Raw genomic sequence first — 14,137 nt, 5'->3', positions numbered from 1 at the left:
ACCGCGTCCAGGGCAGACGTTAATACGAGCATGGTGCGTACAAGCGTCTATACACATTCGAACATAACTACGACAAATGTGGTAAACTATCCGTATGACGTTGGTATCACAGCAGATTCGTGAAGCCGCTGACGCGGTGGCGGGTTCGCTTGCTGCGCGTGAAGCGGACCTGGGCGGTGCGGTCTCCTCGTCGGAGGTGCTGTCCCGGTTTGACGATGCCGATTTGCGGAGGTTTCTCACCGATTCGGCGGCTCTTCGTTCCGGGACTGATGCGCTGATCGCCGCTGCTGCGGGGGTGGTTGCCAAACGTTCTGATCGTCAACTCGGGTATCAGGGTTTGGCCGCGCGCAGCGGGCATCGCTCGGCCGCGGAACTGGTGCAGTCGATCACCGGCTCGACCAAGGGTGAGGCGTGGCGTCAGGTGCGCCTGGGAACCGCGATGGGTGAGGTCGATGACGCGAGCCGGCTCGCCGAACCGAACACCGCCGATCCGAACTCCGGCGATGCGAACACGGACGATGCGAACCCTGACGATCCGGTGGCCGGGGTCGTGGAGACTGTGCCTGTCGTGCTGCCGTGGTCGGAGCCGATCACCCGCGCGGTCGCCGAGGGTCGTCTGACGTCGGAGGGCGCCTGTGCCATTCTGAAAGGACTCGGCACGCCGAACAAGCGGTGCGACGGGGAGATGCTGCGTCAGGCCGCCGAAGACGTGATCGCCGAGGCGGCAGGAGACAACGCTGACGACCTACTCAAGAAGGCGCGTTGGGCGCGCGACCGGATTGATCCGGTCGGGGTGAGCATGCGGGCGCAGGAACGGTATGAGGCACGCAAGTGCACCTTTCACCGCAATTCGCGGGGCGCGCGCACGGCATGGATCGAGTTCGATGACGAATCGGCGGCATGGGTCGACTCGGTTGTTGCCGCGAGGATGCGGCCGCGACGTGGTGGGCCACGCTTCGTCGACAAAGACGAGGCAGCCAAGGCGCAACAACTGGTCGAGGACCCGCGCACCGACGATCAGATCGTCTTCGACCTGCTGATGGACACGTTGCGGGCAGGCACACTTGCCGACCCGACGATCGCGTTCGGCACCCTGCAGCCCGGCCTGCGCGTGATCACCACCCAGGAAGCACTCCACACCACAGACGAGAACGGCAACCTGACAGGAACCGGGTTCCTGCTCGAGACCGGTGAAGCGGTCCCACCAGCACTGCTGGAACGCATCATCTGCGACGCGGGCAGCCGTCAGATCATTGTCGATGAACACGGCGGCCCGTTGGATGTCGGGCGGGAGCAACGCTTGTTCACCGCCAGACAGAAGATCGCGTTGTGGTATCGCGATGGCGGATGCATGGATCCGCTCTGCGGTGGAACCTCCCGACATCTAGAAGCCCACCACATCGACCAGTGGCACGCCGACCACGGAAAAACCGACATCGCCGACGGAGTATTACTCTGCCGTTTCAGCCACATGCTCATCCACAACCAGGGCTGGAAAATCATACGCGAGGGCACCACCTACTGGATGATCCCACCACCGGAATACGACCCCGAACGCAAACCACTCCGAATGCGCAGCCGCGCCACCTGGCGACAACAACCCCGAACCGGATAACCCACACGACGTGACCAAAACGGCGCGATCCAGACGGCGTGACTCGGATGGCGTGATGCAGGCGGCGTGATCCAGACCGCGTAATGCAGACGGAGCGATCCGGCCCGCGCGATGCAGACGGAGCGACCCGGATCGCTCGACGCAGCCGGCCTCGAGGTGCGCTCGCGCAGCGTCACCGACCGTCGCAGTCAAGAACTCAGGGTGACGGATGCCGGTACATCACTGCTCGTACAGCTGCGCTCGGCGGCCGAGGCGCAGGACGCAGACATCGCGGAGGGGCTCGATGTGTCCGAACGTGCTCGACAGTGAAAGGTTCATCGTGACCATTCGCCCAGCCGTTGATCTTCCCGCCGAACACGTGTATTGTGTACCGGCCGCAAGCACCGTCCGCCGCGTGTGCACACCCCACAAATGTCAGTGGTTACTGCCATGCTGAGATCTGCGCGGTTCATCGCTTGTTCCGCGACAAGCCCACGACTCCACGAAAGAGACCATGCTCGGAAAACTCCTCATCCGCTATTTGAAGCCGTACCGCTGGCTGCTCGGCGGTGTGCTGTTGTTCCAGTTCGCGTCGGCGATGGCATCCCTCTACCTGCCCAGCCTGAACGCAGACATCATCAACAAGGGCGTCGCCAAGGGCGACGTGAACTACATCTGGTCAACCGGCCTGGTCATGCTCATCATTTCGCTCGGACAGATAGCGTGCGCGATCGTCGCCACGTACTTTGCAGCCAAATCCGCGATGCTGATGGGGCGGGACATCCGCGACGGTGTCTTCGAACGGGTCAGCGCATTCTCCGAACGCGAGGTGTCGCAGTTCGGGCCCGGCTCACTGATCACCCGCAACACGAATGATGTGCAGCAGGTGCAGATGTTGGCCATGATGGGCGCCACAATGCTGGTCAGCGCCCCGATGCTGGCGATCGGCGGCATCATCATGGCGCTGCGCCAAGACATCGGGCTCGCCTGGCTGATCGCCGTAGCCGTGCCCGCCCTGTTGATCTTGGCCGGCCTCATCATCAGCCGCATGGTGCCGCTGTTCCGCCGCTACCAGAAGAAGCTCGACGCCGTGAACCGGATCATGCGCGAGCAGCTCACCGGCATCCGAGTGGTGCGCGCGTTCGTGCGAGAAGACATCGAGTCCAAGCGGTTCCGCGGGGCCAATTACGACATCATGGTGATCGGCCGCAAGGTCGGCGAACTGTTCGTGTTGCTGTTCCCACTGGCCATGCTCGTGCTGAACGTGACGGTCGTCGGCGTGATCTGGTTCGGTGGTATCCGCGTCGACAACGGCGACATCCAAGTCGGCACGTTGTTCGCGTTCATGGCCTACATCATGCAGATCCTGATGGGCGTCTTGATGGCCAGCTTCATGACGATCATGATCCCGCGCGCGGCAGTCAGCGCTGAACGCATCAGCGAGGTACTGGCCAGCACCTCAACACTGGCACGACCGGCGGATGCCGTCACCACGTTCCCGACACCGGGCACCGTCGAATTCCGCGACGCCGGCTTCAGCTACCCTGGGGCAGAAAATCCGGTGCTGGCCGGGGTGACCTTCGCGGCGGCCCGTGGCGAGACCGTCGCGGTCGTCGGATCGACCGGCGCTGGCAAGACCACGCTCGTCTCGCTCATTCCCCGCCTGTTCGACGTCACGGCGGGCAGTGTGCTCGTTGGCGGCGTCGATGTGCGACGGGCCGACCTCGACGTGCTGTGGAACGGAATCGGTCTGATCCCGCAACGGCCGTTCCTGTTCACGGGCACAGTGGCCTCCAATCTGCGCTTCGGTCGGGAAGACGCCACGGACGAGGAGCTGTGGCACGCGTTGGAGATCGCGCAGGGCCGTGACTTCGTTGCAGACATGCAGGGCGGGCTGAACGCCCGCATTTCCCAGGGCGGCACCAACGTCTCCGGCGGGCAGCGCCAGCGGCTCGCGATCGCTCGCGCCATTGTGCACGCACCCGATGTGCTCGTGTTCGACGATTCGTTCTCTGCGCTCGACTTGACGACGGATGCCCGACTGCGGCAGGCGCTCTGGCGTGAGCTCCCCGACGTGACGAAGATCGTCGTCGCCCAGCGCGTATCGACCATTGCAGACGCCGACCGCATCGTCGTGCTCGACGCGGGCGGGATGGTTGGCCTCGGAACGCATGATGAGCTTCTTAAATCGTGCGAGACCTACCAGCAAATCGTCCAATCGCAACTCGGAGTGGAGGCACAGGCATGAGTACCAGCACCCCGACTCCGCTCTCCGAAGAAGAGCAGCTCGAACTCGACCTCGCCGAACAGGCCCGACAAGGCGCCGACGACTGGATGAGTGTCAAGCCCGGCAAGGCCGCCAATTTCGGTAAGAGTTTCGGCCGCCTGATCGGCCTGCTCAAGCCGCACGCTGTGGCGTTCACGTTCGTGTCGTTCCTGGGTGCGATCGGTGTCGTCCTGTCCGTCATCGCTCCGAAGGTGCTCGGGCAGGCGACCAACATCATCTTCGAAGGCGTCATCGCGAAGAACCTGCCTGCGGGCACGACGCAGGCGCAGGTCGAAGCGGGGCTGCGGGCATCCGGTCAGACAGATCTGGCGAACATGCTCTCGGCCATGAAGCTGACTCCGGGCCAGGGCGTCGATTTCGTGCAACTGTCGCAGGTGCTGTTCATCGTGCTCGGCCTCTACTTCGTTGCCGCAATCCTGAGTTGGCTGCAGGGCTATGTGATCAACATCATCATGATGACGACGATGTACCAGTTGCGCGAAGACGTCGAGGCGAAGATCAACAAGATGCCGCTGAGCTACTTCGACAAGGTGCAACGTGGCGAATTGATCTCCCGGGTGACGAACGACATCGACAACATCACGCAGACCATGCAGCAGTCGTTGTCGACGGCCGTCACGAGCGTGCTGACCGTGGTCGGTGTGTTGATCATGATGTTCTCGATCTCGTGGCAGCTGGCCCTTGTCGTGCTTGTGAGCCTGCCGCTGATGGCCGTGATCTTCGGAGTTATCGGGCCGAAGTCGCAGAAGGCGTTCGGAATCCAATGGCGCAAGGTCGGCCGCCTGAACGCCCGCGTCGAAGAGTCCTTCTCGGGCCATGCTCTTGTGAAGGTCTTCGGGCGAGAGCAGGATGCCCTCACCAACTTCAAAGCGGAGAACGAGGAGTTGTACAAGGCGTCGTTCAAGGCGCAGTTCCTCTCCGGCATCATGATGCCCGCGATGATGTTCATCGGCAACCTCACCTACGTCGGCATCGCGGTGCTCGGCGGGCTGATGGTCGCCAGCGGCCAGTTGCGGCTCGGCGATGTGCAGGCCTTCATCCAGTACTCGCAGCAGTTCACGCAGCCGCTGTCCGAGCTCGGCGGCATGGCCGCCGTCATTCAGTCCGGCACAGCGTCGGCCGAGCGCGTGTTCGAGATGCTCGACGCCGATGAGCAAGATCCGGATGCCGCGGACGCGCCGGCTCCGCTCGACGGTGACGGCACGATCCAATTCGAGGGCGTGCAGTTCGCATACTCGCCTGAGCGTCCGCTCATCCGGGATCTGTCATTCAATGTTGAGCCCGGTCAGACCGTCGCCATTGTGGGTCCGACAGGTGCAGGCAAGACAACACTGGTCAACCTGATCATGCGGTTCTACGAGTTGAACGGCGGCCGCATTCTGCTCGACGGGCAGAACATCGCGGACCTTCGCCGCAATGACGTGCGTTCGCGCACCGGGATGGTGCTGCAGGACCCCTGGCTGTTTGCAGGATCGATCCGCGAAAACATCCGTTACGGTCGCCAGGACGCAACGGATGACGAGGTGATCGAGGCAGCGAAGGCCACCTACGTCGACCGGTTCGTGCACTCGCTGCCGGAGGGCTACGACACGGTGCTCGACGAGGATGCCTCGAATGTGTCCGCAGGCGAGAAACAGCTGATCACGATCGCGCGCGCGTTCGTGGCACGGCCGAGCATTCTGATCCTCGACGAGGCAACGAGTTCCGTCGACACCCGCACTGAGCTGCTGTTGCAGCACGCGATGGCGGCATTGCGGCAGGGTCGGACCTCGTTCGTGATCGCGCACCGTTTGTCGACCATCCGCGACGCAGACCTCATCCTGGTGATGGAACAGGGTGACATCGTCGAGCAAGGTACTCACGCCGAGCTGATCGAGCGCGAAGGAGCCTATTGGCGGTTGTACAACTCACAGTTCGAGCAGGCTGCCACCGACCTGGACGCGGAGGAGGCGGTGCACGAAGGCCCGCAAGGCGAAGCCGAGCACGGTGGTGCGACCGCCGCTGACGATTCCGATGTGGCCTTGGTTGAGTAATTCGGTGAAGTAATTCGGTTGGGTAATTCGGCTGAGTAACTTGGTGGAGTAGTTCGGTCGATTGGTTCGGTTGAGTAATTCGGCTGTCAGGGGAATGATCGCCGCGCACCAGTGCGGCCGGAGCCGCAGATTCGCGAGGTGGATCGATGGCACGAATGACGTATCAGGTGTTTGACGAGCTGTGCGCGAGCCTGATCGGCACGCTACGCGGCACGGTGTTGGAGGTGGGTGCCGGCCGTGGCGCGAACTTCGATGCGCTCGATTCGAGTGTGCGCTGGATCGGACTTGAGCCGAATGAGCGTCGCCGTCGCGACCTGCGACGCAACGCACTGGCCGCGAAGCAGCGTGAACTGCCACTCGCCGCGAGTTGCGAGGAGATTCCGCTCGGCGATGACAGTGTGGATGCCGTTCTCGGCACGTTCGTGCTGTGTTCGGTCTGCGATCTCGATCGCTCGCTTGCGGAGATCATGCGCGTGCTCCGACCTGGCGGTAGTTTCGTCTTCTGTGAACATGTGGCAGCGCCGCCAGGAACAGGAAAGCGCTGGCTGCAAGGGGTGATCACTCCGATCACGGTTCGCATCGACCACGGCTGCCACTGGGACAGACCGACCGCAGCTGCAATTTCGGCTGCAGGCCTCGTCACGACGCAAATCGACAGTGTCGACGTTGCCGGCACGTCGTGGACCCCAGCAACACCCTGCATTGTCGGGATGGCCCGCAATGTGTGACGCCCGCCCATTCAGTCGGCGCTGGCCAGCCGGCGCTGGTTAGTAGGCGCTATTCAGCCGCCGCTTGTCAGCACTTGGTTCGACGGGATCAACGAGATCGAGCCGGCCGTCACACCGACGAGCCCGAGATTGACGCGCAGCAGTGAGGCCGGCACCACGGTGTCCGGTGGCGGGGTTGCCGCCCCCAGAGTGAATGGTTTGCCGTTGAGAAGGGTTGCTGTGACCGAATCGACATAGACCTGCACGTTCCCGCGAAGCTCCATTGTGCCGGCGTCGGAGATGAGCGCCGGCCCCGTCGCCTTGCGGACGTTCAGGTGGAAATCCTTGATCACGATGTCATCGGCGGTGAGTTTGAGCACCGGGGTTCTGCTTCCGTTTGCGAGCGGCACCGTCACGAAGCTCACAGAGTGCAACCCGGCGAACGAGATCGACGACCCGGTCAACTGCGCGGCAGGGAGCGTGAATGTCGGCGCGCTCGTGTCCGGCACGGCCGGTGCACCGCTGGTCGCGGCAGTCCCCGACTCGCCCGGCGTTGCGGCCGGCAACGTCGGCGTCGGCGACACGAGTCCGGACCCGGGCAACCCCGGCAGGTTCGGAAGGCGGGGTGAGGCCGGAGCGCTCGGAGACGGCTGGGCGGTCTGCGACGGAGCCGGCGACGGGCATGGCAGTAAGAGCGGGATGCACAGCCCAGTCGGAACGGATGCCGGTGCCGGCGTCGCACCGATTCCGCTGAGTCCGACGAGCAAACAGACGGCGACCAGCACGCCGCCTCGCCCTCGGTTACCCGTTCGCGGTGCTCTGCTCATTCGGCCTGCTTTGCCGGCATCCACGCCACGATCAGGATGCCGCCGACGGCTCCAAGCAGCATCCCGATGATGAATCCGCCGAGATTCACGCCGATCAGCGAGTACACCGCGATCGCAAGCGACAACACTCCATAGAAGATCCGATGCGTCGGCATGAGAATCACAAGCACGCCGAGCAGTACGAGCAGCACGGGGATGATGGTCGACTGCAGCCCCTCGATGCCGAGTTGCACGTGCAGATTGCCGATGTCGAGCTGTCCGGAGAAGAAGATCTCGACGCCGGACAGTACCGTGAGTGTGCCTCCGACGAACGGCCGCTTTCGTGCCCAGGCGCGGAATGCGTGCCACCATCCGGAGTTCGTGTCTACCGCGCCTCGGTGCGCTGCCGGCTCAGAGCCGCCTGGGGTGTCGCCGCCTGCGGTGCTCAGAAGCATCCTTTTGACCCGTCGGTTAGTTGCAGGTGCATGCCGTTGAGCGTGAACACGGCGGCCTGGGTGCTCCAGGCGGTCTGCTGGAGGTTGCTGATCTTGACCGTATCGGCGTCTTGTGCGAAGTCACCGGCCGCGCCTTTGCTTGCCGTGTTCACGGTCGAGGCGTCGACGCCGATCCGGATGTTGTTGAACGAAGCATCCCCTCGGAGGTCGGTCATGCCGATCTGCAAATCCGTCGCGGTGGCTGGGGTGCCGCCGCCGCCCGCTGTGATCAGGAGGCCGACTTTGCCGAGTGGAGTGTTCGCTACGACGGACTGACACAGGTCCGCCAGGCTGGCCGAGCCGATGTTCGCGATCGCGACCGGATGCGGGTGTCCGGCCGTGTCGTTCGCAACGCCAGCGTACTGGGAGAAACTCGTGCCGTTCAGTTGCGAGGCCGAGATCTGGAATTGACTGCCCGACACTGCGAACGAGACCGGCACGGCGCCGTTGGCGACCCCACCCATCAGCAGTGCGGAGACAAGCCCGACCGGAATTGCGGTGAGCACGATTCTCCCGCTGTGTGTGCTCGTGAGCTTGCGGAATTGCATAGATCCTCCTCGATCCGGCGAGCATGATGTGCTGCAAACGCTGCGCGTTCCTGCCCCCATTCGGGTGACACTGCATACGCCCCGACAAGGAGCATATTAGTTATTGACGCAATGTCAATAGTGTTGGGTCGATGGTGTTGACGAAAAGTCAATACGGTCGACCGTGGGCAGCTAGGCTCTCAGCATGGACGTGGATCGGCGCACCCGCTTGGCACCGGACGAGCGTCATGCCCAGCTGGTGGCGATCGGCGTGGCATTCCTGGTGGAAAATCCGCTGGACGCGCTTACCATTGAGGAACTGTCCGAGCGGGCAGGCGTTTCCCGCGGGCTGCTGTTCCACTACTTCGGCTCCAAGCAAGGCCTTCATCGAGAAGTCGTGCGCACAGCGCGCGACAGCATGCTGCGCGCCACCGAACCGCTCGCGGAGCTTGCTCCGCTAGATCGACTCCACGACACGCTGGTGCGGATTGTGCAATTCGTGCGTGACCACAGGGGCACCTTCTACTCGCTGGTGCGCGGCGTGGCCAGCGGCGCCACCGAAGTGCGCGAGGTCGTGGAACAAGCTCGCCTGCTCCAGGCCGAACGCGTGATCGCCGTTAGCCTGGAACTCGGCATCGCTGACTCCGAATTGCTGCGAATCGCGCTTCGCTCCTGGGTGTCGTTCGCCGAAGAGGTGCTCGTCGAGAGCGCGCTCGGAACCGACATGCGCTCAGAGCACATCGTCTCCTTCCTGGAACGAACTGCGATCGCGGTCGCGGACACAGCCGCCTACCCGGTCGCATCGTCTGTCGCATCGGCGGTCGCTCAGCCGCCACCGCCGGACTGACGGTTCACTCGCCGCGGGCGCCGCACTCGTTCAGCATGTCGGCGAAGTCCCAAGCGAAGGTGTGCACGTCGCCCGGCCACCGAGCGGACAGGTACCGGCCGTCGCGCACGACGAACGCAGGTCGGGAGTCGGTGGCGGTGTCGCGAACGCGACCGCTCGACTTGGCGGCGGCATCCGGCCCGCCGGGGTCGACATCCAGAAAGTCCGCGGAATCCGCAAGCGCCCGGGTGACCTCTGCTTGCACAGACATGTACCCGATGGGTCGGCCGGCGCCGTCCGGGTAGGTGCGGTAGTAGCCGGGGTCCCAAAAACGTGCGACGCGGGCAACGCGCCAGGCGGCGGACTCCAGACTCCAGGTCAACGCGGTTGTGCGTCGGCCGCGAAGCACCGATTCGCCGGAGGTCGGATCGTGGCTTCTGGCGGCGAGCAGCACCCCGTGGCAGATGGCGGCGACGGGAAGTTCACGAGTGAACGCATCGCTGACGACCCGCTGCAGGAGGCTGCTTTCCAGGTACTCGCGCATGCCGCGGGCGCGATGGCCGCCGGGCAGCAACAGGCCGTCGAACTCCGAGTGCTCGAGCTGGTTCCACGGCAGCGGCCGGCGAAACTCCGGCGACGCGAGCATGTTCGCATAGTCGGCTCGCGCGTCGGCGTTCGTGCGCAGCACCCGCCCGACGACGCTGAAACGGCGCAGTCTTGGAATGAAACCCCACACGTCCAGCCCGCGCCCGGTGAGCATCATCTCGTCGCCCGCAGATTCGCTCCCGTCGGGTGTCGCGAACTGCACCGTGTGCCCGCGCGCGGTGAGCACACGCCAACTGACGGCGACCTCCGAAGGATCGAAATCACGTGAAGGAAGCGGGATAAGCACGCGAGCCATACCGATATTGTGGGCCGCGATTGTCTGCCACGACAGGCGCACAGGTGCCGGTCTGCGCGCCAAAGGCCATCCAAACCGGCCGACTAGCGCGAAACCCGCGCGGATTGCCAGGATATTTCGCGCAGCACACGTAGGGTGGCGGTGTGTGGCGAGTCGATCGAAAACAGGCGGATGACGACCTGTCCCGTGATGACGGGTCGCGCGACGCCCTCGACCTGCGCAATACCACGTCTCCACAGACCGTCAGCCTGGGGGATCCGACCGTGATGGCAGGTAATATCGCCGAGCCGGTGTGGCAGCGTTGGCGTGAAGAATTGGCCGCGCTCGGTGGTCCGTCGCCGCTGCTTCACTTCGTCGACACGCCGCGAACCCGGATCGAGTTGAGCTCGACGCACCCCGGCGGCCTGCCGCAGTTCATCACCGGCAAGTCGACGCTGCTCTCCAGCCTGATCCGCGATGAGCTGGCGCTGCGTAACGCCCGCGTTGCGGCCAGCGCGATCACGGCAAAGGGCATTGAATTGCGTTCCGTGCGGGGGATCGACTCCGTGCATCTGGCGATCGGGCTGGCGGGGTGGCGCGGCAACGGCGACGAGTACACCGCTCCTGTGTTGTTGCGCCCCGTTGCCATCCGACGCTATGGGCGCGATTTCGAACTCAAGCTGCGCGGCAAGCCCTTCCTCAACCCCGAATTGGCGCGAGCTCTGCACGAGCAGTTTCAGATCACCCTCGACGCCGAGGCGTTCGTCGCTCTTGCCGTCACGAACGGCGTGTTCAAGCCGCAGCCGGTCATCGATCGCCTGCGTGGTCTGACCAGCCATCTGCCGTGGTTCAATGTGCAGCCGCGCCTGGTCGTCTCGTCGTTCGCGGATGTCGCCGGCTCGATGGCAGCGGACGCGGCCGATCTCGACTATCCGGTTCTCGACGCGATCGCCGGCAACCCGTCGGCGCGTAAGCGGGTCGAAGAGGCATTCCGCCCCGTTGAGACCGTCGGCCAGGATGCTCGCCCGCCGGCCACGGACACGCTCCTGCTTGACGCTGACGAGGAGCAGGAGAACATCGTCGCGCAGATCGGCGCAGGCAACTCGCTCGTCGTCAAGGTGCTGCCGGGCACCGGCGGCACACAGACCATAGTCAACGCTATCGGCGCGCTGGTGGCTGCACACAAGCGCATCCTGGTCGTCAGCCCGCGGCGCTCGAGTTTGGACGGCATCTCCCGCCGGCTGACGCAGGTCGGGCTGAGCGGGCTGGCCGTCGCACCGCGCACGCTTCGGCGCGACGTCATCGGGTCCATCACGCGCAACGAGAAGACCACCCAGCCTCGCGTCACCGAGGTCGATGACGCGCTTGTGCGCCTGCGCAAAGTTCTGCTCGATTACCGCGCTGCGCTCACACAGCCCGATCCGGCACTCGGCGTCAGCGTGCTCGACGCGCTCGAAGAGCTCGCGCGACTGGCACTGCTGCCAACTCCACCTGCGACGACCGCCCGGCTCGAGCGCCACTCGATCGAAGCGCTTGCGCACAACAGGGCATCGGCCGCAGACGTTCTGATCAAAGCGGCGACGCTCGGCGAATTCCGCTACGGGCCCGCCGATTCGCCGTGGTATGGGGCATCCTTCACCACGACGGCGGACGCATCCGCAGCCCACGTGCTGGCCAAGAGGCTGAACAGCACAGACCTGCCTCGACTGCTGGAGCGCGCGAACGCAGTGATCGGGCAGACCAGGATGCGGCCGTTCGAGACGATCGCGGAACTCGGCATCTACCTGCGCCTTCTCGGGGATTTGCGGGACACGCTCGACAAATTCCTTCCCGCCGTGTTCGATCGCTCGCTCACCGAGCTCATCGCCGCCACCGCCAACCGACGGGATGCCCCGCAAATGTCCGGTGCGAACCGTCGACGTCTGCGCAAACTCGCGCTCGAGTACGTGCGGCCGGGCGTGCACGTGAACGAGCTGAACGAGTCGCTGCGTCGCATCCAGAATCAGCGCACCCTGTGGCAGCGGTTCGCTGCCGCAGGCGTTCCGCCCGAGGTGCCGGTCGGGGTAGCCGACCTGCTGGTCGCCTATCAACGCGTTTCCGGCGATCTAGCGAGCTTGGATGCACCCCTGCGGCGCACCGGCACACCGCACTCCCTGCTCGGCCTGACGATTTCGCAACTGGTCTACACGCTGTCCGGTCTCGCGGCGGAATCCGAGGTGCTTGCGAACCTGCAGGAGCGCACGGCGCTACTGGCGACCCTGCGCGAGTTGAGTCTGGACCCCCTTCTCGCCGATTTGTCGCAGCGTCACGTGCCTCAGCAGAATGTCGCAACCGAACTCGAATTGGCCTGGTGGCAGTCTGTATTGGAGTTGATGCTCGGCAGCGACCGCGCGCTGCTGGGCGCCAACACGCGAGTGCTGTCGCGCCTGGAAGCCGATTTTCGCCTCGTTGACGAGGCGCACGCATCCGCCACAGGTCAGCAGCTGGCGTGGCAGCTGGCCGACACCTGGAAGATCGGTGTCGTCGACTATCCGGAAGAAGCGGATGCCTTGCGCCGGCTTCTGCGCAGCGACCGCACCACACCCCCCGCGCTTGCGGCGGCGGCACCGCACCTGGCTCGCGTGCTCGCGCCGGTCTGGTTGGCATCGCCGTACGACGTGCCCGGCCTGCCGAGCGACCTGTCGTTCGACGCGGTCCTGCTGATCGACGCCGGCGCGCTCACACTGGCCGAGAGCATCGGCGTCATCCGCAGGGCACCGCAGATCGTTGCATTCGGCGACCCGGTGACGCAGACGCCGTCGCCGTTCACCATTGCCATCTCGCAAGTCCCGGAAGATCCGCCCGAACTCGACGTCGATGCCGTACACGCCGACTCGGCGCTGGCACAGTTGAGCGAGCTGCTGCCGGTGTTCATGCTCAGCCGCAGCTATCGTGCAGGCGGCGATGACCTGGCCGAGCTGATCAATCGGCGCTTCTACGGCGGCAAGATCGAATCGCTTCCGTGGGCGGGCACCTTCCTCGGCCACGGCAGCTTGACGCTCAACTTCGTGTCAGGCGGTCATGGCATGCCCGATGAGGAGTCCGGGGCGGTCGAAAGCGTCGACGCAGAGGTGAGCAAGGTCGTTGAGCTCGTGCTCGAGCATGCGGCGAACCGCCCGCGAGAATCGCTGATGGTGGTCACCGCGAGCGCACGACACGCCGTGCGGGTGCACCAGGCGGTCTTGGCCGCATTCGCGAAGCGCAAGGATCTCAGCGACTTCATCCTCGGCGATCGGGCCGAGCCGTTCACCGTTGTCACACTCGAACAGTCTGTTGCGCAAAGCCGGGATCGGGTGATCTTCTCGATCGGATACGGGCGCACCCCTCACGGGCGCCTGCTGTCGAACTTCGGAACGCTGGCAGAGCCCGGCGGCGAACGCCTGCTCGCGGTCGGTCTCACGCGCGCGCGCCGGTCGATGGACATCGTCTCGTGCTTCCACCCCGAAGACATCGACTCGTCGCGGATGCGGCACGGTATCGTCGCACTCGCACAAGTGCTCGGCGAGGCGGCTGCGATCTCGTCGGGCGTCGACGACGTTCCCGGTGACAGCGAACCTCTCTTGATCGACCTGGCTCGCCGGCTGAAGCGACGTGGCCTCACCGTGCAACTCGGACACCGCGGCGCGCTTGCGCTCGTCGCATCGCACAACGGGCGTGCGGTCGTCGTTGAAACCGACGCGATTCTGGGTCGGGCCAGCCTACGCGAATCGCTCCGACTGCGGCCGGAAGTGCTGCGCCGGCTCGGCTGGCACTACATGCGCGTGCACAGTTTCGAGTTGTTCGGCAATCCGGAGGCGGTCGCTGCGCGCGTGGCGAAACTGATCGGGGCGGAGGACGAAACCGCAGAAGCTACCGGACCGATCGACATCCCGTCGGAGCGAATGCCTGCTGCGGGGTAGCCGGCACGCGCCGGACAGTTCGTCCGTGCGAGATAGTCTGGACGT

The 14,137-nt window shown here is 64.6% G+C and carries 11 protein-coding genes; 7 read left to right on the top strand and 4 right to left on the bottom strand.

Annotation, left to right across the window (positions count from 1 at the left end; genetic code table 11):
* Positions 1-94 precede the first annotated feature (94 nt).
* From QU604_RS16930 to QU604_RS16910, 5 genes are all read left to right on the top strand, one after another.
* Positions 95-1,615, top strand: a complete 1,521-nt coding sequence (locus QU604_RS16930; RefSeq protein WP_308465784.1) for a DUF222 domain-containing protein — start codon at positions 95-97, stop codon at positions 1,613-1,615.
* Between the two features lie 111 nt (positions 1,616-1,726).
* Positions 1,727-1,924: a winged helix DNA-binding protein gene (locus QU604_RS16925; RefSeq protein ID WP_308465783.1), complete on the top strand. Its 198-nt coding sequence runs from the start codon at positions 1,727-1,729 to the stop codon at positions 1,922-1,924.
* Between the two features lie 184 nt (positions 1,925-2,108).
* On the top strand, positions 2,109-3,842 hold the full coding sequence (locus tag QU604_RS16920) for an ABC transporter ATP-binding protein (protein ID WP_308465782.1): 1,734 nt from the start codon (positions 2,109-2,111) through the stop codon (positions 3,840-3,842).
* A complete protein-coding gene (locus QU604_RS16915; RefSeq protein ID WP_308465781.1) occupies positions 3,839-5,914 on the top strand; it encodes an ABC transporter ATP-binding protein in 2,076 nt (691 codons plus the stop codon). Before QU604_RS16920 ends, QU604_RS16915 begins: the two co-directional genes overlap by 4 nt.
* 146 nt (positions 5,915-6,060) lie before the next feature.
* Complete coding sequence (locus QU604_RS16910; protein ID WP_308465780.1) at positions 6,061-6,642, top strand: class I SAM-dependent methyltransferase; 582 nt, start codon at positions 6,061-6,063, stop codon at positions 6,640-6,642.
* A 53-nt stretch (positions 6,643-6,695) separates the two neighbouring features.
* Here the strand turns inward: QU604_RS16910 and QU604_RS16905 are convergent, their stop codons facing one another.
* Genes QU604_RS16905 through QU604_RS16895 form a run of 3 tightly spaced genes read right to left on the bottom strand, consistent with a single transcriptional unit; the run spans position 6,696 to position 8,469 of the window.
* Complete coding sequence (locus QU604_RS16905; RefSeq protein WP_308465779.1) at positions 6,696-7,448, bottom strand: hypothetical protein; 753 nt, start codon at positions 7,446-7,448, stop codon at positions 6,696-6,698.
* Entirely contained in the window at positions 7,445-7,882 is a 438-nt protein-coding gene (locus QU604_RS16900; protein WP_308465778.1) for a DUF6114 domain-containing protein, read from the bottom strand. Before QU604_RS16900 ends, QU604_RS16905 begins: the two co-directional genes overlap by 4 nt.
* Entirely contained in the window at positions 7,873-8,469 is a 597-nt protein-coding gene (locus tag QU604_RS16895) for a DUF6230 family protein (RefSeq protein ID WP_308465777.1), read from the bottom strand. Before QU604_RS16895 ends, QU604_RS16900 begins: the two co-directional genes overlap by 10 nt.
* Before the next feature lie 184 nt (positions 8,470-8,653).
* On the opposite strand from QU604_RS16895, the gene QU604_RS16890 reads away from it, so the two are divergent.
* Entirely contained in the window at positions 8,654-9,295 is a 642-nt protein-coding gene (locus QU604_RS16890) for a TetR/AcrR family transcriptional regulator (RefSeq protein WP_308465776.1), read from the top strand.
* 4 nt (positions 9,296-9,299) lie between these two features.
* Here QU604_RS16890 and QU604_RS16885 read toward each other — a convergent pair whose 3' ends face one another.
* Positions 9,300-10,175 carry a type 1 glutamine amidotransferase domain-containing protein gene (locus QU604_RS16885; protein ID WP_308465775.1) on the bottom strand — a complete coding sequence of 292 codons (876 nt, stop codon included), beginning with the start codon at positions 10,173-10,175 and terminating at the stop codon, positions 9,300-9,302.
* A gap of 143 nt (positions 10,176-10,318) precedes the next feature.
* On the opposite strand from QU604_RS16885, the gene QU604_RS16880 reads away from it, so the two are divergent.
* Positions 10,319-14,092 (top strand): AAA family ATPase, encoded by a 3,774-nt coding sequence (locus QU604_RS16880; RefSeq protein ID WP_308465774.1) that lies wholly within the window; start codon positions 10,319-10,321, stop codon positions 14,090-14,092.
* Positions 14,093-14,137: the final 45 nt, after the last annotated feature.

The organism is Rathayibacter sp. SW19, from assembly GCF_030866825.1.
Taxonomy (GTDB): domain Bacteria; phylum Actinomycetota; class Actinomycetes; order Actinomycetales; family Microbacteriaceae; genus Rathayibacter_A; species Rathayibacter_A soli.
The sequence above is the reverse complement of the archived record's forward strand: the minus strand, read 5'-3'. Positions and strand labels throughout refer to the sequence as shown.